The following is a 19,351-nucleotide window of genomic DNA, read 5'->3' on the forward strand; positions in this document are numbered from 1 at the left end:
CCGCGCACCCGCCGGCGGCGGGTCGGGCGGCGGTGGGTCAGACGGCGCCGAGCCACTCGGTGAGGGCCGCGCGCAGCTCGCCCTGGCCGGGGTCGACGGCGGCCCAGGCGGCGTAGCCGTCCGGCCGGATCAGCAGGACGGTGTCGCGCAGCTTCCCGTGCGGGTCGGCCGGTGCGGCGGTGACCATCCGGTCCGCCCAGGGCTCGGCGGCGGCCAGCTCGTCATTGCTGACCAGCACGAACCGCCCGGTGCGCAGCGCCTCGTAGAGCCGCTCCGGGGCGGCCGGAGCGCCCTCGACGGGCTTGCTCAGCGCGGTGAGCCGCAGGTCCGGGACGCGCTTGCCGACCTGCGGGTGGGCGTCCTTCGGGGCCGGGTAGGAGATGTCGAGGCCGGAGACCATCCGGGCGCCGCGCTGGGTGACCACGTCGAGGTGGCCGCCGAGCGCGGTGAGCGCCCCGCGCAGGGCGCGGGTGGGGGCGGACTCGGCGAGCGCGATCCGGATCAGCGCCCCGGAGGTGCGCAACACCGTCCGGCCGACGGGGTGCCGCTCGGTCTGGTAGGTGTCCAGCAGGGCGTCGGTGGCACGGCCCCGGAGCACCGCGGCGAGCTTCCAGGAGAGGTTGGCGGCGTCCTGGAGGCCGGTGTTCATGCCCTGGCCGCCGGCCGGGGAGTGGCAGTGCGCGGCGTCGCCGGCCAGGAAGACCCGGCCCGAGCGGTAGTTGGGGGCCTGGCGCTCGTCGCTGTGGAAGGTGGAGCTCCAGCGGACGTCGTGCAGGCCGTAGTCCTCGCCGAGGGCGGCGCGGGCGACGTCGGCGATCCGCTCGGGCGAGGGGGTGTCGCCGTCCGGCTGGCGCTCCTCGCGGTCCCAGGCGATGACGCGGTACCAGCCGTCGCCGAAGGGGGCGAGGAAGGCGAACCCGGCCTCGTTGGCGCCGGCGGTGACGGCGTCGGCGGGTTCGCGCTCCAGCCGGACGTCGGCGAGCATCACCGAGTCGACCACGGACTCGCCCGGGAAGGGGATGCCGAGCAGGTCGCGGACGGTGGAGCGGACGCCGTCGGTGCCGACCGCGTACCCGGCGGTGAAGGCCCGTCCGTCGGCGGTCTCCAGGGTGACGGACTCGGCGTCCTGGCGCAGCGCGGTGACCTCGGCGCCCCGCAGGACGGTCGCGCCGGCCTGCACGGCGCGCTCGTGGAGCAGCCGTTCGACGTTGTACTGCGGGGTGATCAGGACGAACGGGAACCGGGTGGGCAGCGAGCCGAGGTCGATGCCGAAGCGGTTGAACATCCGCAGCGAGGTGACCGGCCGGCCGGTGGCGATCAGGTCGTCGGCGAGGCCGCGGGCGTCCAGGAGCTCGGTGGTGCGGGCGTGCACGGCGAACGCCCGGGTCAGGTTGGACTCGGCGCCGCGCTTCTCCAGGACGGTGACGCCGACCCCGGCGGCGGCGAGGTCCCCCGCCAGCAGCAGTCCGGTCGGTCCGGCACCGACGATCAGGACGTCGGTGGCGGTCGTCGGCTTCGCGGTCATGTGTCAGCTCCCGGTGTTCGGAGGTCGGTTGGACGCCGTGTCCGGCGTTCTCCCAGCCTCCATCATCCCGGGCGCGCCGGGGACTGTGAACCGCCGGGCCCCGGCGGCGGTGCCGCCGGGGCCCGGGTGGGTGGTCCGCAGGGCTCAGCCGTGCCGGCGGACCTCCACCGTGCGGAACCGGTTGGCGACGAACGCGCCGTCGCAGTAGGCCGCGTTGGCGGCCGGGTTGGCGCCGGTGCCGTGCAGGTCGGAGAAGGCGGCCGTCTGGTTGGGGTAGACCCCGCCGGTCAGGTTGAGCGACAGCGAGACGCCCGCGTCGAGCGCGGCCTCGACCAGCAGGCCCTCCACCTCGGGCGAGGTGGTGTAGCCGGTGGCGGTCATGGCGCCCTTCTCGCGGACGGTGGTGCGCAGCAGCTCGACGGCGGCCGGGGTGGACTCGACGGCGACGGCGAAGGAGACCGGGCCGAAGCACTCGGTGCGGAAGACCGCGCGGTCGTCCGGCTTGTCGGCGTCCAGCTTGACCAGCGCGGGGGTGCGGACGGTCGCGCCGGGGAACTCGGCGGAGGTGACCGCGCGCGGGGCGAGCGCGAGCTCGCCGTACTCGCCGCCGGCCGCGGCGGCCGAGCGCTGCAGCACGCCCGGGTTGACCACGGCGCCGAGGACGGCGGCGGCGCGGGCGTCGTCCGAGAGCAGGCCCTCGATCGCGGCGGCGAGGTCGGCGACGACCTCGTCGTAGGACTTGTCGCCCTGGTCGGTGCTGATGCCGGTGCGCGGGATCAGCAGGTTCTGCGGGGTGGTGCACATCTGGCCGCTGTAGAGCGAGAGCGCGAAGGCCAGGTTGCCCAGCATTCCCTTGTAGTCGTCGGTGGAGTCGATGACCACCGCGTTGACGCCGGCCTTCTCGGTGTATACCTCGGCCTGCCGGGCGTGCTCCTCCAGCCAGTCGCCGAAGGCGGTGGAGCCGGTGTAGTCGATCAGCCGGATCTCGGGGCGGACGGCGAGGGTCTGGGCGACGGTGCCGCCCTCGTGCTCGACGGCCAGGCAGACCGTGTTGGGGTCGTAGCCGGCCTCGGCGAGCACCTCGCGGGCGACCCGGACGGTCAGCGCGAGCGGCAGGACGGCCCGCGGGTGCGGCTTGACCAGCACCGGGTTGCCGGTGGCCAGCGAGGCGAACAGGCCGGGGTAGCCGTTCCAGGTGGGGAAGGTGTTGCAGCCGATCAGCAGCGCGAGGCCGCGCGGCACGACGGTGAACTCCTTGGTCATCACCAGCGGGTCGCGCTTGCCCTGCGGCTTGGTCCAGCCGGCCCGGCGGGGCAGCCGGGTCTGCTCGGCGTACGCGTAGGCGACGGCCTCCAGGCCGCGGTCCTGGGCGTGCGGGCCGCCGGCCTGGAAGGCCATGCCGTAGGCCTGGCCGGTGGTGTGCATGACGGCCTGGGCGAACTCGTGGGAGCGGGCGTTGATCCGGTGCAGGATCTCCAGGCAGACGGCGGCGCGCTCCAGCGGGGTGGCGGCGGCCCAGCCGGGGCGGGCGGCGGTGAGCGCGGCGATCAGCGCGTCCGGCTCGGCGTGCGGGTAGCCGACGCCCAGCTCCAGGCCGTACGGGGAGGCCTCGCCGCCGACCAGGTCGCCGTCGGCGGGGTGGCCGTCGAGGGCGAACGGCCGGCCGAGCAGGCCGTCGAAGGCGGCCTTGCCGTCCGCCGGGCCGCTCTCGCCGTACGCCTTGGGGAACTCGGGGTAGGGCGACCAGTAGTCGCGCTTGGCGGCGGCGTCGAGGGCGGCGTCCAGGGTGGCCTGGTGGCGCTCGACCAGTTCGCCGACGAGGGGGTGGGTGACCGCTGCGGACATCTGTGCGCTCCTCAGAGGGGAGGACGGGACACGTCACAGAGTAACCGAACGATCGGTCGGCTCAAGAGGGTGCAGCGGTCGCGAATCCGGGAAGCACGCGGGGGCGCGTCCGTCGCGGACGCGCCCCCGGGGGCCTGGAGAGGTGGTCGGTCTACGGAACGCCCAGCTCGAAGATGACGTACCCGGCGAACCAGCCCGAGGCGATCGCCCCGGTGCCCAGCACCGCCGCCAGCACCGGCCAGCTGAGCTTGCGCATCGCCACCGCCAGCGCGATGAACAGCGGGAACGCCGGCAGCAGGTAGCGCGAGACGTTGCCGAAGATGCCCAGGCTGCCGAGCACCGAGACGATTGTGGCCAGCGTGTAGGCGGTCAGCACCAGCGGCGGGCGCAGCCGGAACAGCAGCACCACCAGGGCCGGCAGGGTCAGCACGATCAGGGTCGCGAAGAGGTCCGGCACCGGGAACGCGAACGGGTAGTCGTTGCGCCCCAGCAGCACGCCCCGCATCGCCGCCCAGGTGCCCTGGCCCCAGTCGAAGTAGTGCAGCCAGGCGTCGTGCTGCAGCCGGAAGTAGCCGCCCCACTCGCCCATCCGCCAGCCCACCCAGGCGACGTAGCCGAGCAGGCCGACCGGGGCCAGCACCATCGCGGCCAGCGGGCGCAGCACGCCGCTGTCGCGCCGGTACAGCTCGACCAGCGCCGCCAGCCCGACCGCCCCGATCAGCGCCGCGGCCGTCGGCCGGTTCAGCCCGGCGACCAGGGTGATCACGCCGGCCGCGACCCACTGCCTGCTCATCACGCAGTAGCAGGCCCAGGCGGCCAGCGCGACGAACAGCGAGTCCGAGTAGATCGCCCACTCGGCGCCCGAGCCCGGGGCGATCGCCCAGATCCCGGCCGCGATCACGCCCGCCTTCGGGCCGGCCATCCGGTCCACCACCGCGTAGATCCCGGCGGCGGCGAACAGCGAGGCCACCACCGACACCAGCATCCCGGCGCCGTACAGGCCGAGGCCGGTGACGTCCGAGGTCATCCGCATCAGGCCCGGGTAGAGCGGGAAGAACGCGGCGGAGTTCTGCTCGACGGTGAAGCCCACCGGGCCGTTCGGGACCGGGATCAGTGCGGGGTGGTAGCCGAACTCGGCCACCTGCTGGTACCACCAGCCGTCCCAGCTGGCCAGGACGTCCCACGGATTGGCACCGCCGCCGAACCGGGGGTGCTTCTTGATGTAGTCGCCGGAGAAGGAGAGCAGCTTCATGAAGACCGTGAAGCCGATCAGCTTCAGCACCGCGTAGCACCACACCGCCGGGCCGAACCGGACCACCAGGGCCCGGGCGTGCTCCCGCCAACCGCCGGGAACGCCCTCCGGCTCGTCGCTGCGCTGCTCGGGCGCGTCGGAGGCGACGGCCGGTATTGCGTTCATCGGACTGGACCCCACCTGCTGGACGTGGACGATCGTCCGCAGAGTCTAGGCCCTGGCCCTGAGAGCTGGTGTGGACCAGAGCCCGTGTGGAGCAGAGCCCGTGCGCACCGCGGCCGGTGCGCACCGGGCCGACCCGATCGCGTATGGCGCCGGGGGGCCGGGGATACTCGGGGGATGGCCGATCACACCACGCGCACCGCCTACACCGTCGAGTCACTGCTCGCGGTGACCGTCGACGTCTTCAACGAGCGCGGTTACGACGGCACCTCGATGGAGGACCTCTCCCGGGCCGCCGGGATCTCCAAGTCGTCCATCTACCACCACGTCCGCGGCAAGGAGGAGCTGCTGCGGCTGGCCGTCGGGCGGGCGCTGGACGGGCTGTTCGCGATCCTGTCCGAGCCGGCGGCGGTCGAGGGCCCCGCGGTGGAGCGGCTGGAGCACGTGGTGCGGCGTACCGCCGAGGTGCTGCTGGCGGAGCTGCCGTACGTGACCCTGCTGCTGCGGGTGCGCGGCAACACGGCCACCGAGCTGTGGGCGCTGGAGCGGCGCCGGGACTTCGACCACCAGGTCGCCGAGCTGCTGCGGGCGGCCGTCGCGGACGGCTCGCTGCGCGCGGACGTCGAGCCCCGGCTGGCCACCCGGCTGCTGTTCGGGATGATCAACTCGATCGTGGAGTGGTACCGGCCGGGCCTGCGCGGCGCCGACGGCGTCGCGGACGCGGTCGTCCACCTGGCCTTCGACGGCCTGCGCGCCCGCTAGCGCCGCACCCGGCGCCGCTCAGAGCGGGGGGACCTGGTCGGTCTCCTCGAAGATCAGCATGGTCCGGGTGCCGAGCACCTGCGGGATGGACTGGATGCGGTTGAGCACGAGCTCCCGCAGGGCGTGGTTGTCGGCGGTGTGCACCAGCAGCAGGACGTCGAAGTCCCCGCCGACCAGGGCGATGTGGGCGACCCCGGGGAGCTCCAGGAGCTGCTCCCGGACCGTCCGCCAGGAGTTCTGCACGATCTTCAGGGTGATGTACGCGGACGCGCCCTGACCTGCCCGTTCGTGGTCGACCCGAGCGGTGAAGCCGCGGATGACGCCGTCCTCGACCATCCTGGAGATCCGGGCGTACGCGTTGGCCCGGGACACGTGCACCCGCTCGGCCACCGAGCGGATGGAGGCGCGACCGTCCTGCTGCAGCAGCCGCAGGATCGACCGGTCGACCCGGTCGAGTCTGGACATCTGTTCAGCCGACATGACCCCCCACCCTCACCGATTGGACGCACTGCCACCAGTCGACCGCCGAACGGGCCGAATGTCCACCACCTTGTCACGCTTCTGGTCAAGATGAACAGACGACCGAACAATCGGTAGGGAGCCCCCGCCACCCCAGGAGGTGCCCCGAGATGACCGTTCTCGACCACAGACACCACACGGCGGTGCCCGGTTGGGAGCCCGGGGCCACCGCCCCGCGCTCCGATCCGGCCCCCCTGCTCCCGGACGCCTCCCCCGTCCGGGTGCTCGGCACCCCCGAGCTGGAGAAGTACGACCCGGCGCTGCTGCGCGAGCTCTACCGCCGCCTGGTGGTCGGCCGCCGCTACAACCAGCAGGCCACCACCCTGACCAAGCAGGGCCGGCTCGCCGTCTACCCGGCGTCCACCGGCCAGGAGGCCTGCCAGGTCGCCGCCGCGCTGGTGCTCGGCGAGCGCGACTGGCTGTTCCCCAGCTACCGGGACACCCTCGCGGTGGTCTCCCGGGGCGTCGACCCGCTGGAGGCGCTCACCCTGCTGCGCGGCAACGCCCACACCGGCTACGACCCGCGCGCCAGCCGCACCGCCCCGCTCTGCACCCCGCTGGCCACCCAGGCCCCGCACGCGGTGGGGCTGGCGCACGCCGCCCGGCTGGGCGGCGACCCGGTGGTGGCGCTCGCCATGCTCGGCGACGGCGGCACCAGCGAGGGCGACTTCCACGAGGCGCTGAACTTCGCCGCGGTGCTCCGGGCCCCGGTGGTCTTCCTGGTGCAGAACAACGGCTACGCGATCTCCGTGCCGCTCAGCGCGCAGTCCGCCGCGCCGACCCTGGCCCACAAGGCCGTCGGCTACGGGATGCCGGGCCGGCTGGTGGACGGCAACGACGCGCCCGCCGTGCACGGCGTCCTCGCCGAGGCGGTCGAGCGGGCCCGCACGGGCGGCGGTCCGACCCTGGTCGAGGCGCTGACCTACCGGGTCGAGGCGCACACCAACGCCGACGACGCCACCCGCTACCGCACCGAGCCCGAGGTTGAGGCCTGGCGCGAGCACGACCCGGTCCTGCTGATGGAGCGCGCGCTGCGCGGGCTCGGCGTGCTGGACGACGCGCTGGTGCAGGCCGCGGCGGACGAGGCGGAGGCGCTGGCGGCCCGGATGCGGGCCGAGTTCCACGCCGATCCCGAGCTGGACCCGATGTCGCTCTTCGCCCACGTCTTCGCCGAGCCGACCCCGCAGCTGCGGGAGCAGGCCGCCCAGTTGTCCGCCGAGCTGGCCGCCGAGGCCGAGGTGCAGCACTGATGTCCCCGACCTCCCACCCGTCGCCCGCCGCCCCGGCCCGGGCCGCCGCGGCCCGCCCCGCCGGTGCGCGCACCGCCACCATGGCGCAGGCGCTCAACGCCGCGCTGCGCGACGCCCTGCGCGAGGACCCGACGGTCCACGTGCTCGGCGAGGACGTCGGCGCGCTCGGCGGCGTCTTCCGGATCACCGACGGGCTGACCGCCGAGTTCGGCCCCGACCGCTGCCTGGACACCCCGCTGGCCGAGGCCGGCATCCTCGGCACGGCGATCGGCATGGCGATGTACGGGCTGCGCCCGGTGGTCGAGATGCAGTTCGACGCCTTCGCCTACCCGGCGCTGGAGCAGCTGTTCTCGCACGTCGCCAAGATGCGCAACCGCACCGGGGGCCGGCTCCCGCTGCCGATCACCGTCCGGATCCCGTACGGCGGCGGCATCGGCGGCGTCGAGCACCACAGCGACGCCTCCGAGGCGTACTACACCAGCACGCCCGGCCTGCACGTGGTCACGCCGGCCACGGTGGCCGACGCGTACGGGCTGCTGCGCGCCTCGATCGCCTCGGACGACCCGGTGGTCTTCCTGGAGCCCAAGCGGCTCTACTGGGGCAAGGACGGGTTCGATCCGGCGGTGCCGGTGGAGCCGGTCGGCCGGGCGGTCCTGCGCCGCCCCGGCACCTCCGCCGTGCTGATCACCTACGGCCCGTCGCTGCCGGTCTGCCTGGAGGCGGCCGAGACGGCGAAGGCCGAGGGCTGGGACCTCGCGGTGCTGGACCTGCGCACGCTGGTGCCGTTCGACGACGAGACGGTCTGCCGGGTGGTGCGCTCGCTCGGCCGGGCCGTGGTGGTGCACGAGGCGAGCGGCTTCGGCGGTACGGGTGCGGAGATCGCCGCCCGGGTCACCGAGCGCTGCTTCCACCACCTGGCGGCGCCCGTGCTGCGCGTGACGGGCTTCGACATCCCGTACCCGCCGCCGATGCTGGAGCACCACCACCTGCCCGGGGTGGACCGGATCCTGGACGCGGTCGCCCGGCTGCAGTGGGAGGACCGAGGATGATGCCCGTCGTGCGCGAGTTCAAGCTGCCCGACCTCGGTGAGGGTCTCACCGGGGCGGAGGTGGTGCGCTGGATGGTCGAGGTCGGCGAGGTGATCGCGGTCGACCAGCCGGTGGTGGAGGTGGAGACGGCCAAGGCCGTGGTGGAGGTGCCCTGCCCGTACGGCGGGGTGGTCACCGCCCGGTACGGCGAGCCCGGCGAGGAGATCGCCGTGGGCGCGCCGCTGGTGACGGTGGCGGTGGCTCCGTCGGACGGCCCGGTGCTGCCGGGGGAGCCGGCCGAGCAGGTGGAGCGGCCGCTGGTCGGGTACGGCGTGGCCGAGACCGGCAAGGGCGGTCGGCGGCGCCGGGTGGGGGTGCCGGCCGTGGGCGCCGCCGCCCCGGTCGCCGTGGCCACCGCCCCCGCCGTGCCGGCCCCCGCCCCCGTGCTGCGGTCCGGTCCGGTCGCGCCCGCGGTGGTGCCGGTGATCTCGCCGCTGGTGCGGCGGCTGGCCCGGGAGCAGGGGGTCGACCTGGCCGGGCTGACCGGCAGCGGCCCGGACGGGCTGATCATACGGGCGGACGTCGACCGGGCGGTCGCGGCGAAGGTGGCGGCCCCGGCCGCGCCCGCGCCGGACGGGCGGGAGGAGGTCGTCCCGCTGCGCGGCCTGCGCAAGGCGGTGGCCGAGAAGCTCAGCCGCAGCCGTCGGGAGATCCCCGACGCGACCTGCTGGGTGGACGCGGACGCCACCGAACTGATGGCGCTGCGGCGGCAGTTGAATGCCACGCCGGGCCCGAAGGTGAGCGTACTGGCGTTGCTGGCCCGGATCTGCACCGTCGCGCTGGGCCGCTTCCCGGAGCTCAACTCCAGCGTGACGGAGGACGGTTCGGCGATCGTGCGGCACTCCGCGGTGCACCTGGGCTTCGCCGCCCAGGGCGAGCGGGGCCTGGTGGTGCCGGTGGTGCGCGACGCCCACGCCCGGACGACCGAACAGCTCGGCGAGGAGCTCGGGCGGTTGACGGCTTCGGCCCGGGACGGCTCGCTCTCCCTGGCCGAGCTGACCGGTGGCACCTTCACCCTGAACAACTACGGGGTGTTCGGGGTGGACGGCTCCACCCCGATCCTCAACCACCCCGAGGCGGCGATGCTCGGGGTCGGCCGGATCATCGCCAAGCCCTGGGTGCACGAGGGGGAGTTGGCGGTGCGCGAGGTCGTGCAGCTGTCGTTCACCTTCGACCACCGGGTCTGCGACGGCGGCACCGCGGGCGGCTTCCTGCGGTTCGTCGCGGACTGCGTGGAGCGGCCGGGGACGCTGCTGCGGCAGCTCTGAGGTCGTCTCCAGGGGCGGGGCGGCTCTGTCGGGGAGCCGTTCCGGCAGGTCGGGACGCCCCGGGCGCGGACTCCGTGCCCGGGGCGTCCGGCCGTAGGTCGGGTGAGAGTAGCGCGTCCCCGGCCCGGGTGTCCGGGCTTCGCGCGATTTGTCGGATGAGCACTTCGGGCGTGCCACGCTGCCTAGGCGTCAACAGGGACAAGCCAGGTGGTGGCACAGGCCGGCCGGAGGCGAAACGATTCTCTTGGGTACTCGAAATGTTGCGGTGAAGTCCCGCAGAACACTTCTGGTCCGCACCGGGCACGGCGCGGGGGGAGCCGCCTCCGTCCCGGGCCTGCCGGAGCTCCCGCCCGACGCGACGGTGGCGCGGACGCCCGGGGACGTCCTCGGGCCGGCACAGGGGGCCGCGCCCGCGCAGGCGTACGGGCCGGCGCCGGCGGCTCGGTACGAACGGCCGCCGATGCCGCTCGACCCGCCCGACCTCCCGCCCCCGGCCGCGCCGGAGGCGCCGACGGCCGTCCTGCCGGTGCTGACGGCGCCGTCCGATCCCGGTCCGCCGACGGCCGTCCTGCCGCCGGTGGCCGCCGAGCCGGTGCGGCCGGCCGTGCCCGAACCGCCGGCCCGGCCGCCGGTCGTCCCCGCGCCGAGCTATCCGGAGCCGGTCGCCGCGCCGCCCGCCGCCGCCGCGTTCCAGCCGCTGTTCACCGATGCCCCCGGCCTCAACTGGGCCGGCCCGGGCGACAGCTGGAGCCAGGCCTGGGCCGTCCAGACGCTCGCCGAGGGCCGGCCGGCCGCCCTGCCCGACCCGGCGCACAACCACTCGGCCGCCGAACTCCCGCCCACCGCACGGGACGTCGAACTGATCCGGGCCAGCCTGGCGGTGGTCGAGCCGCTCGCCGACCGGGCCACCGCGCACTTCTACGCGCTGATCTTCCTGCACCACCCCGAGGTCCGGGCGCTCTTCCCGGCCGCCATGGACGTCCAGCGCGACCGCCTGTTCCGGGCGCTGCTGGCCGCCGCCCGCAGCGCCGACGACCCGGAGGGCCTGCGCGTCTACCTGAGCGGGCTCGGCCGCGGCCACCGCCGGTACGGCACCCTGACCGGGCACTACGGGCCGGTGGGCGAGTGCCTGGTGCAGGCGCTGGCCCGGTACGCGGGCGGTCGCTGGGACGCCGAGACCGAGCTGGCCTGGCGCCGGGTCTACCGGCTGGTGTCGTCGATCATGATCGAGGCCGCCGAGGAGGCCGCCCGCACCTCGCCGCCGTGGTGGCAGGGCGAGGTGGTCCGGCACGAACGCCGCACCCGGGACGTCGCGGTGATCACCGTCCGCCCCGACCAGGCCTACCCGTACCGGGCCGGGCAGTACACCAGCCTGGAGACGCCCTGGTGGCCCCGGGTGTGGCGGCACTTCTCGTTCGCCTCCGCCCCCCGCCCGGACGGCCTGCTGACCTTCCACGTCAAGGCCGTCCAGGCGGGCTGGGTGAGCAACGCCCTGGTGCACCGGGCGGCGCCCGGCGACGTCCTGCGGCTCGGCCCGGCGGCCGGCTCGATGACCGTCGACCACGGCGCCGGGGCGGACCTGCTCTGCCTGGGCGGCGGCACCGGCATCGCGCCGATCCGCGCCCTGGTCGAGGAGGTCGCCGAGCGCGGCACGCCGGTGCGCAGCATGGACGTCTTCTACGGCGCCCGACGCGCGGCGGACCTCTACGAGCTGGACGGGTTGGAGGAGCTGGCCCGCCGGCACCCGTGGCTCACGGTGCGGCCGGTGCTCTCCGGCAGCGGGCCGTCCGGTGGCGCGATGACCGGCGAACTGCCCGAGGTGGTCGGCCGGTTCGGGCCGTGGACCGGTCGGCAGGCCTTCCTCAGCGGGCCGCCCGCGATGGTCCGGCGGGGCGTCGGGGTGCTGCTGCGGTCGGGCGTCGCGGCCGAGTGGATCCGGCACGACCTGGTCGGCGACCTCGCGGCGGGTTGAACGGACGGGAGCACGGACCGCCGAACGGGCCGGACGCCCGGCGGACCGGGAGCCCTAGCCCAGATCGGGTGCCAGCAGCGCGCGGACGCCCTCGATGTTGGCCGCCAGGTACGCCCGGAGCCGTGGCGGGACGACGTTGACGGAGGTCACGCCCTCGCGGGTGAACGGCAGCCGCACCACCTGGTACTCGCCGTTGGGCTCGTCCACCTCGGGCCCGTGCCGCCGGTCGAGGTCCATCGAGGCGAGCCGGCAGACGAAGAAGTGCTGCACCTTGACCCCGTGCGGGTGGAGCAGCGTGCCGTCGTCGTGGTGGGTGTGGCTGATGGTGTCGACGAAGGCGGGCACCACGTCGGTGATCTTGCCGCCGAGCTCCTCGTCCACCTCGCGGTGCAGCGCCTCGACCACCGTGCGGTCACCGCGTTCGACGCCGCCGCCGGGGGTGATCCAGTACGGGTGCGGCGAGCCCGGCCGGACCCGCCGGATCAGCACGATCGAGGCCGGGCCGTACGGGTCGGCCGGGTCGAGCTCCAGCAGGATCGCCCGCGCGGTGCGTTTGACCACCGGGCGGGGCGGCGGGATTCGGTTGGCGGGGCCCATGGCGACCTCCGGGGCGGGAGCGTTGTGCGGGAGTCTCCCGCGGGGCGGTCCGGGCGAAACCCGTCCGAACCGGTCGGTCCGCCCGAATGCCGCACGATCCGCCCGGTCGCCGTGCTCCCCGGCCCGGCGTCCCGGCGACACGTCAGCGAACCGCACGGCCGGCGGCCGGCGGACCGGCCGCACCCCACCGGCCGGGCAGAAGGAGAGGTACCGGCGCCATGCAGCAGAGCACCGTCCAGACCCACCTCGAGATGAGCCTCGTCGTCTCGCGCGAGCTCTCCCTCCGCGTCCTGGCGGACCTGGAGTACCGGGCCGCCGACCCGTACGCCGTCCGCCTGACCTTCCACCTGTCCGGCGACGACCCGGTCACCTGGGTGTTCGCGCGCGGGCTGCTGCTGCACGGCCTCGGCCGCCCGTGCGGCGAGGGGGACGTCCGCGTCCACCCCGCCGACGGTGACCCGGACGAGCTCCGCATCGTGCTGCGCTCGCCGGAGGGCGCCGCCGTGCTGCGGGCCGCCGTGGCGCCGGTGCTCGCCTTCCTGGCGGGCACCGAACGGCTGGTGCCGACCGGCCGGGAGACGGCCGGGCGGGAGCTCGACGCCCAGCTCGCGGCCATCCTCGGCGGACGCGAGAACGCGGGCTGAGCGGCCCGCCGGGCCGGCACCGGGAACGAGAGGGGCCCGCGCCCGGGCCGTCACCCGGGTGCGGGCCCCTCGGGGGCCGGTGGAGGGGCTCAGTCGTCGTCCAGGGCCAGGTGCAGGCCCCAGGAGACCAGGCTGATGATCAGCGCACCGAGCAGCGCGGGAACGAAGCCGGTGACGTTGAAGTCCAGTTCCAGCTTCCCCGACGCCCAGGAGGTCAGCCAGAGCATCAGGGCGTTGATCACGAAGGTGATCAGGCCCAGCGTGAGGATGAACAGCGGGAACGAGAACAGCTTGACCAGCGGCTTGATGAGGAAGTTGACCAGGCCGAAGACCAGGGCGACGGCGAGCACCGTCAGCGTCTTGTGCTGCCAGTCGGCCTTGCCGTCGGCGAGTTGGATACCGGTGACGATCCAGGCGGCGACCCAGATGGCCACCGCGTTGATCAGTGTCTTGATGACGAAACCCTTCATGGCGCCCAAGAGTGGCAGGCCCCGAGGCCCCGGGGGAAGCTCCCCCGGCGTGCCTCCCCGCTCCCGGTGCCCCGCCCGGCGCCTCCCCGCGGACGGCCGGCGCCGCCTCCGGTGGTGTTGAATGCGAGCGACCCCACCACGGACGGACGAGGGAGGACGGCGGCGTGAAGCTGTTCCGGTTGGACGAGCTGGACGCCGAACGCGCGGCCAACGACGGTGCCTACCTGCGGTTCCTGCGCGAACCGCGGATGTCCGCGGGGCTCTACGCGCTCGCCCCCGGAGCGACCGACCCGCAGACCGCGCACGACCAGGACGAGATCTACCAGGTGATCAGCGGCCGCGCCGAACTGACCGTCGGCGCCGAGACCGCCACCGTCGCGCGCGGCACCGTCGTCTACGTCCCGGCCGGCACCCCGCACCGCTTCCACCACGTCACCGAGGAACTCCGGGTGCTGGTGGTGTTCTCGCCGCCGGAGGCCTGAGCCGGCCGGCCGCCGCTCCGGGACCGCCCCGGCCACCGGCCCCGGCGGTGATCCACGGGGCACGCCTTAGGGTCGGGGCATGAGCATGAGCCTGACGGAAGAACTCTGGGCGGCCATCGAGCCGGTGTACGCCGAGATCCTCGCCCACCCCTTCATCGGCGGCCTCACCGACGGCACCCTGCCGCGCGCCGCCTTCCGCCACTTCGTCGTCCAGGACTCGCACTACCTGCGCGACTACGCCCGGGCGCTCGCGGTCTGCGCCGCCAAGGCGCCCGGCGAGGCGGACGTGCGGGCCTTCGCCGACGACGCGGTCGGCGCGCTGGCCGCGGAGCAGGGCATGCACGCCGAGTTCATGACGGCCTTCGGCGACAGCGCCGAACAGGCCGCCGCCGAGCCGGTGCTGCCCACCACCCGGGCCTACACCAGCTACCTGCTGGCCACCGTCTACGGCGGCTCCTTCGCCGAGGCGGTCGGCGCGGTGCTGCCCTGCTACTGGATCTACGCCCGGGTCGGGGAGGCGCTGCTCGCCCAGGGCTCGCCCGATCCGCTGTACGCCAAGTGGATCGCCACGTACGGCGACGAGGCCTTCCAGTCCGTGGTGCGCCGGGTGCTGGCGCTCACCGACCGGCTCGGCGAGGAGGTGTCCCCGGCCGAACGGCGCCGTGTGGTCGAGCACTTCGTCACCACCTCGCGGTACGAGTGGATGTTCTGGGACGCGGCCTGGCGCGGGGAGCGCTGGCCGGTCTGACGGCCGGCCGGACCGCGGCCCGGGCCTTCCGGGGCCGCTCCCGGGGGGGCTTCTCCGGGGGCCTGTCCGGGAGTCCTCCCCGGGCCCTGACCAGGGTTTCCCCGGTCTCCGGGTCGGGGTGATCTCCGGGTTCTCTCCGGGCTGCGGGCCCTCGTTCCGGCACCCCGGCCCCCGTACGATCGAAGTACCGAAAGCAAGCGGGAGACGGCACCGGACAGGCAGCCGACCCCACGGGGAGAGAAGGAACGGACATGGCTGAGCTCTGGAAGTCGCTGCCCTCCTGGGTGCGCAACATCGTCATCCCGGTGCTGGTCCTGGTGCTGCTCTGGAACGTCGTGGGATTCGTCTTCGGCGTCGTGGGCGCCCTGCTGGCGATCGTGATCAAGGTGCTGGTGGTGGTCGGCATCGCCGCCGCCGTGGTGGTCCTGGTCAAGAAGGCCGCCAAGGGCTGAGACCGGCACCCCCGAGGCCCGGTACCCCGCGCGGGGTACCGGGCCTCCGGCGTTCCCGGCCGCCGCGCGCCTGGGGGCCCGGTCCGCCGGTCCCGCCCCGCCGTCCGTGGACCCCCTCTGGACCTGCGGCGATCGGCTCGCTACGGTGTTGGGCGTCATGTGCAGGCAACACCGCCTGTGGACGCGGGAGCTCGGAGCACCGGGCTGAGAGGACGCTGACCGGACCGTCGACGGACGGACCGACGGCTGCGTCGACCGCAGGAACCTGGACCGGGTAATGCCGGCGTAGGGAGTATGAGGTCAGATGACCACGTTCGACGCACAGCCGAAGTCTGCCCGCAGCACCGACGCCGACGGCTCCGCCGTCACCAGCGCGGGCACCGGCTACCCCACCCCGGCCTGGCGCAAGGCCTACCGCGAGGGGTCCCGGCCCGATCTGCGGGTCCCGTACCGCGAGGTGCAGCTCACCAACGGCCGGACCGTCCCGCTGTACGACACCTCCGGCCCGTACACCGACGCCGCCTACGAGCCCGACGTGCGGCGCGGCCTGCCCGCCCTGCGCGACTCCTGGATCCGCCAGCGCGGCGACGTCGAGGAGTACGACGGCCGGGAGGCGCGCCCCGAGGACGACGGCATCAAGCACACCTCGCCGCGCGGCGGGAACCTGCGCAACCTCGACGCCGTCTTCCCCGGCCGCCCGCGCCGTCCGCTGCGCGGCCGCGGAGGTGCCGCCGTCACCCAACTCGCCTATGCCAAGCGGGGGGTGATCACCCCGGAGATGGAGTTCGTGGCACTGCGCGAGGGGCTGGCGCCCGAGTACGTGCGCGACGAGGTGGCCCGCGGCCGGGCCGTCATCCCGGTGAACGTGAACCACCCCGAGGTGGAGCCGGCGATCATCGGCACCAACTTCCTGGTGAAGATCAACGCCAACATCGGCAACTCCGCCGTCACCTCCTCGATCGAGGAGGAGGTGGAGAAGATGACCTGGGCCACCCGCTGGGGCGCCGACACCGTCATGGACCTCTCCACCGGCCGCAACATCCACACCACCCGCGAGTGGATCCTGCGCAACTCCCCCGTGCCGATCGGCACGGTGCCGCTCTACCAGGCCCTGGAGAAGGTCGACGGCAGGGCCGAGGAGCTCAGCTGGGAGGTGTACCGGGACACCGTCATCGAGCAGTGCGAGCAGGGCGTCGACTACATGACCGTCCACGCCGGCGTGCTGCTGCGGTACGTCCCGCTGACCGCCCGCCGCAAGACCGGCATCGTCTCGCGCGGCGGCTCGATCATGGCCGCCTGGTGCCTGGCGCACCACCAGGAGAACTTCCTCTACACGAACTTCGAGGAGCTCTGCGACATCCTCGCGGCCTACGACGTCACCTTCTCGCTGGGCGACGGCCTGCGCCCGGGCTCCATCGCCGACGCCAACGACGAGGCGCAGTTCGCCGAGCTGCAGACCCTCGGCGAGCTCGGCCGGATCGCCCGCGAGCGCGACGTCCAGGTGATGATCGAGGGCCCCGGCCACGTCCCGATGAACAAGATCCGGGAGAACATGGATCTCCAGAAGGAGATCTGCGACGAGGCGCCGTTCTACACGCTCGGCCCGCTCACCACCGACGTCGCCCCCGGCTACGACCACATCACCTCGGGCATCGGCGCCGCGATGATCGCCTGGTGGGGCACCGCGATGCTCTGCTACGTCACGCCCAAGGAGCACCTGGGCCTGCCCAACCGCGACGACGTCAAGACCGGCGTGATCACCTACAAGATCGCCGCCCACGCCGCCGACCTCGCCAAGGGCCACCCCGGTGCCCAGGCCTGGGACGACGCGCTCTCGGACGCCCGCTTCGAGTTCCGCTGGGAGGACCAGTTCAACCTGGCCCTCGACCCGGAGACGGCCCGCGAGTTCCACGACGAGACCCTTCCCGCCGAGCCGGCCAAGACCGCGCACTTCTGCTCCATGTGCGGCCCGAAGTTCTGCTCGATGAAGATCTCCCAGAAGATCCGCGACGAGCACGGCGACGGCTCCACCGCCGTCGCCAGCGGGTTCGACGCCGAGGCGCTGGCCGGCATGCAGGCCAAGTCCGAGGAGTTCGCGGCCCAGGGCAACCGGGTCTACCTCCCGCTGGCGGACTGACTGACGGTGGGTGTCGGGGCGCTGCGCCGGGATCCCTGAAGGGGCCGTCCGGTGCGGCGCCCGCGAACGTCCGGGCCTGCAGGGGGAATCCCGTGGATCGCCCGAGTGTGCGTCAGAGCCCGAGGATCTCGCGGATGAGCCCGAGTTTGCGCTCCGGGGAGAGGTTCTGGGGGCGGCCGGCGAGCAGGTCGTTCAGGACCGTGGGGACGTCGGAGCCGTCGGGGGCCTGGACGGCGTCGATGACCTGACAGCGGAGGCCGCCGTCCCGGACGAACACCCACACCTCGTGGTCCTTCCGCGGCTCGCCGTTCTCCGTCGGGGAGAGCCGCCAGGCCGGGAACCAGCCGAGCCCCTCTTCGGCGAGGCGGTCGGCGAGTTCTTCCAGGACGTACTTGCCGAGTCTTCGGTAGCCGACTTCCGCGCGCAGTTCACCGAGGGTGACCCTGAGCAGGCCGCCTGCGGCGCGGCAGCGCTCGGCCACCGTGCCGGCGCCCCCGGCGGCCGCAGTGGGGGGAGCCTCTTCCTGCAGATTCGTTAGGTCGTTCATGATCGGGCCAACGATTGGGATCACGGGGCGATACGTGATTCACCGGCCTGGGCGCGGCCAAGAGGAAAAAACGGTACTGCTATGGCGCTGGCGGCGCCCTGGACAGCCGACGGCGTCCAGTGGGGGCAGCTCATCATTTAGTACGTAGACGAACGGAGCTGTGGAATGGGGGTCATTCCCCGATCGGCTCTGGTGCGTCACTCCGTTGCATCTTTATGACTCTCTTCTTTCCATGTTGTTGTTGCACGGTGTAGTGAGTCGGTGACTATTCATCACCTGCCGTGGTCGGCCCTCGCCCTCGAAAGCCCTCCGACATGAGCGCGTGGACGTGAGGCCCGGCCGGAAGCACCAGCGGCGCTCCGCATGCCCTCTTCGGGTGACGGGGTTCAACGGCGACAAGAAAGGTACTGTCCTATGGCAGTCGATGCCATGTTGTCCGCTCCACCGGGACGAGGGCGCAGACGCGCTCGACTCGCGGGGGCGTCCGTCCTGCTGTCCGGACTGACGTTGCTCGCGACGGCCGGCCTGTTCCCCAACCCCGCGCACGCCGCAACGGCACCAGTGGGGCTGGGGACTGACACCAGCTACGCGGTCCTGGCGGGCTCGACCGTCACCAACACCGGCCCCAGTGACATCTACGGCGATCTCGGTCTCTTCCCGGGCACCAGCGTCACGGGCTTCCCGCCCGGAGCCGTGCACGGGGTCCAGCACGTCAACGACGCCCAGGCGGCGCAGGCCCAGTCCGACCTCGTCATCGCCTACAACGACGCCGCCGGCCGGGCCCCCACGGCCATCCTGACCTCGCCCGGCGACATCGGTGGGCTGACGCTGACACCCGGGGTCTACAAGGCGAGTTCGTCGCTGAACCTCACCGGTACCGTCACCCTCGACGCGATGGGCGACCCGAACGCCGTCTTCATCTTCCAGATCGGCTCCACCCTCATCACGGCTCCGTCGAGCGTCGTCAGCCTGGTCAACGGAGCACAGCCCTGCAACGTGTTCTGGCAGATCGGCAGCTCCGCCACCATCGACGTCGACTCCTTCTTCAAGGGCAACATCCTGGCCCTCACGTCCATCAGCGTGAACCACGCCTCGGTGATCGAAGGCCGCGCCCTGGCACGCAACGGCGCCGTCACTCTGGACGACAACACCATCACGAGAGCGGCCTGCGCCGTCGGCCCGCCCGGACCGAGTGGTCCGCCCGGACCGAGCGGGCCGCCCGGACCGAGCGGGCCCGCCGGTCCTCCCGGTTCCCCGGGGTCACCCGGTCCCAACGGTGCTCCGGGTGTGGCGGGTTCCCCGGGTGCTCCGGGTGCTCCCGGCCCCAACGGCGCCCCCGGCCCCAACGGCGCCCCCGGCGCCAACGGTTCGCCCGGCGCCCCGGGTGCTCCCGGCCCCAACGGGGCCCCTGGTGCGCCCGGCGCCCCCGGCGCCCCCGGCCCCAATGGTGCTCCGGGTGTGGCGGGTTCCCCGGGTGCTCCGGGTGCTCCCGGCCCCAACGGCGCCCCGGGCGCCCCTGGTGCCCCTGGTGCCCCCGGATCCCCCGGCGCACCCGGGCCCAATGGTGCTCCCGGCGCACCCGGGCCCAATGGTGCTCCCGGAGCCCCCGGTGCCAACGGTTCGCCGGGTGC

At 73.8% G+C, this 19,351-nt stretch carries 18 protein-coding genes and 1 riboswitch; of the genes, 11 read left to right on the forward strand and 7 right to left on the reverse strand.

All coding sequences use genetic code 11. From position 1 onward, the window contains the following. Positions 1–37: 37 nt before the first annotated feature. The 3 genes from ACFYUY_RS29195 to ACFYUY_RS29205 form a co-directional block, all read right to left on the reverse strand. Positions 38–1,525, reverse strand: a complete 1,488-nt coding sequence (locus ACFYUY_RS29195; RefSeq protein WP_360212009.1) for an FAD-dependent monooxygenase — start codon at positions 1,523–1,525, stop codon at positions 38–40. A gap of 144 nt (positions 1,526–1,669) precedes the next feature. Then, the gene (gene paaN / locus ACFYUY_RS29200; RefSeq protein WP_387905041.1) at positions 1,670–3,370 is read right to left on the reverse strand and encodes a phenylacetic acid degradation protein PaaN; all 1,701 of its coding nucleotides are present in this window, start codon (positions 3,368–3,370) and stop codon (positions 1,670–1,672) included. 151 nt (positions 3,371–3,521) lie between these two features. Next, entirely contained in the window at positions 3,522–4,787 is a 1,266-nt protein-coding gene (locus tag ACFYUY_RS29205; RefSeq protein ID WP_387905044.1) for a hypothetical protein, read from the reverse strand. 174 nt (positions 4,788–4,961) lie between these two features. Here ACFYUY_RS29205 and ACFYUY_RS29210 point away from each other — a divergent pair, with 174 nt between their 5' ends. Next, positions 4,962–5,546, forward strand: a complete 585-nt coding sequence (locus ACFYUY_RS29210) for a TetR/AcrR family transcriptional regulator (RefSeq protein WP_360212003.1) — start codon at positions 4,962–4,964, stop codon at positions 5,544–5,546. A gap of 18 nt (positions 5,547–5,564) precedes the next feature. On the opposite strand, the gene ACFYUY_RS29215 is transcribed toward ACFYUY_RS29210, so the two are convergent. Then, a complete protein-coding gene (locus ACFYUY_RS29215; RefSeq protein WP_360212001.1) occupies positions 5,565–6,026 on the reverse strand; it encodes an Lrp/AsnC family transcriptional regulator in 462 nt (153 codons plus the stop codon). A gap of 149 nt (positions 6,027–6,175) precedes the next feature. Here ACFYUY_RS29215 and pdhA point away from each other — a divergent pair, with 149 nt between their 5' ends. The 4 genes from pdhA (at position 6,176) to ACFYUY_RS29235 (ending at position 11,643) form a co-directional block, all read left to right on the forward strand. Beyond that, the gene (gene pdhA, locus ACFYUY_RS29220; RefSeq protein WP_360211999.1) at positions 6,176–7,315 is read left to right on the forward strand and encodes a pyruvate dehydrogenase (acetyl-transferring) E1 component subunit alpha; all 1,140 of its coding nucleotides are present in this window, start codon (positions 6,176–6,178) and stop codon (positions 7,313–7,315) included. Positions 7,316–7,395: 80 nt separating this feature from the next. Continuing rightward, on the forward strand, positions 7,396–8,364 hold the full coding sequence (locus ACFYUY_RS29225; RefSeq protein WP_387905200.1) for an alpha-ketoacid dehydrogenase subunit beta: 969 nt from the start codon (positions 7,396–7,398) through the stop codon (positions 8,362–8,364). Continuing rightward, positions 8,364–9,671, forward strand: coding sequence for a dihydrolipoamide acetyltransferase family protein (locus tag ACFYUY_RS29230; RefSeq protein WP_387905203.1), 1,308 nt, complete (start codon positions 8,364–8,366; stop codon positions 9,669–9,671). Before ACFYUY_RS29225 ends, ACFYUY_RS29230 begins: the two co-directional genes overlap by 1 nt. 460 nt (positions 9,672–10,131) lie before the next feature. Further along, entirely contained in the window at positions 10,132–11,643 is a 1,512-nt protein-coding gene (locus ACFYUY_RS29235) for a globin domain-containing protein (RefSeq protein ID WP_387905049.1), read from the forward strand. Between the two features lie 54 nt (positions 11,644–11,697). On the opposite strand, the gene ACFYUY_RS29240 is transcribed toward ACFYUY_RS29235, so the two are convergent. Next, positions 11,698–12,240: an NUDIX domain-containing protein gene (locus tag ACFYUY_RS29240; RefSeq protein WP_360211995.1), complete on the reverse strand. Its 543-nt coding sequence runs from the start codon at positions 12,238–12,240 to the stop codon at positions 11,698–11,700. A 218-nt stretch (positions 12,241–12,458) separates the two neighbouring features. Here ACFYUY_RS29240 and ACFYUY_RS29245 point away from each other — a divergent pair, with 218 nt between their 5' ends. Next, the gene (locus ACFYUY_RS29245) at positions 12,459–12,884 is read left to right on the forward strand and encodes an SsgA family sporulation/cell division regulator (protein ID WP_387905052.1); all 426 of its coding nucleotides are present in this window, start codon (positions 12,459–12,461) and stop codon (positions 12,882–12,884) included. Between the two features lie 89 nt (positions 12,885–12,973). Here ACFYUY_RS29245 and ACFYUY_RS29250 read toward each other — a convergent pair whose 3' ends face one another. After that, positions 12,974–13,354, reverse strand: coding sequence for a phage holin family protein (locus ACFYUY_RS29250; protein WP_360211992.1), 381 nt, complete (start codon positions 13,352–13,354; stop codon positions 12,974–12,976). Positions 13,355–13,518: 164 nt separating this feature from the next. Here ACFYUY_RS29250 and ACFYUY_RS29255 point away from each other — a divergent pair, with 164 nt between their 5' ends. The 4 genes from ACFYUY_RS29255 to thiC all read left to right on the forward strand — a co-directional run bounded on the left by ACFYUY_RS29255 (position 13,519) and on the right by thiC (position 17,173). Beyond that, the gene (locus ACFYUY_RS29255) at positions 13,519–13,836 is read left to right on the forward strand and encodes a cupin domain-containing protein (RefSeq protein ID WP_387905055.1); all 318 of its coding nucleotides are present in this window, start codon (positions 13,519–13,521) and stop codon (positions 13,834–13,836) included. 79 nt (positions 13,837–13,915) lie between these two features. Further along, entirely contained in the window at positions 13,916–14,584 is a 669-nt protein-coding gene (tenA, locus tag ACFYUY_RS29260; protein WP_360211988.1) for a thiaminase II, read from the forward strand. 251 nt (positions 14,585–14,835) lie between these two features. Beyond that, on the forward strand, positions 14,836–15,036 hold the full coding sequence (locus ACFYUY_RS29265) for a DUF5326 family protein (protein ID WP_360211986.1): 201 nt from the start codon (positions 14,836–14,838) through the stop codon (positions 15,034–15,036). Between the two features lie 173 nt (positions 15,037–15,209). Then, positions 15,210–15,345, forward strand: a riboswitch (TPP riboswitch). Continuing rightward, complete coding sequence (thiC, locus tag ACFYUY_RS29270) at positions 15,341–17,173, forward strand: phosphomethylpyrimidine synthase ThiC (RefSeq protein WP_360211984.1); 1,833 nt, start codon at positions 15,341–15,343, stop codon at positions 17,171–17,173. It overlaps the preceding riboswitch by 5 nt. Before the next feature lie 112 nt (positions 17,174–17,285). Here the strand turns inward: thiC and ACFYUY_RS29275 are convergent, their stop codons facing one another. After that, the gene (locus ACFYUY_RS29275) at positions 17,286–17,720 is read right to left on the reverse strand and encodes a hypothetical protein (RefSeq protein WP_360211982.1); all 435 of its coding nucleotides are present in this window, start codon (positions 17,718–17,720) and stop codon (positions 17,286–17,288) included. A 561-nt stretch (positions 17,721–18,281) separates the two neighbouring features. On the opposite strand from ACFYUY_RS29275, the gene ACFYUY_RS29280 reads away from it, so the two are divergent. After that, the coding region (locus ACFYUY_RS29280) for an ice-binding family protein (protein WP_387905060.1) at positions 18,282–19,351 on the forward strand (1,070 nt) is incomplete at its 3' end.

This window comes from Kitasatospora sp. NPDC004745, assembly GCF_042873275.1.
Classification (GTDB): Bacteria; Actinomycetota; Actinomycetes; order Streptomycetales; family Streptomycetaceae; genus Kitasatospora.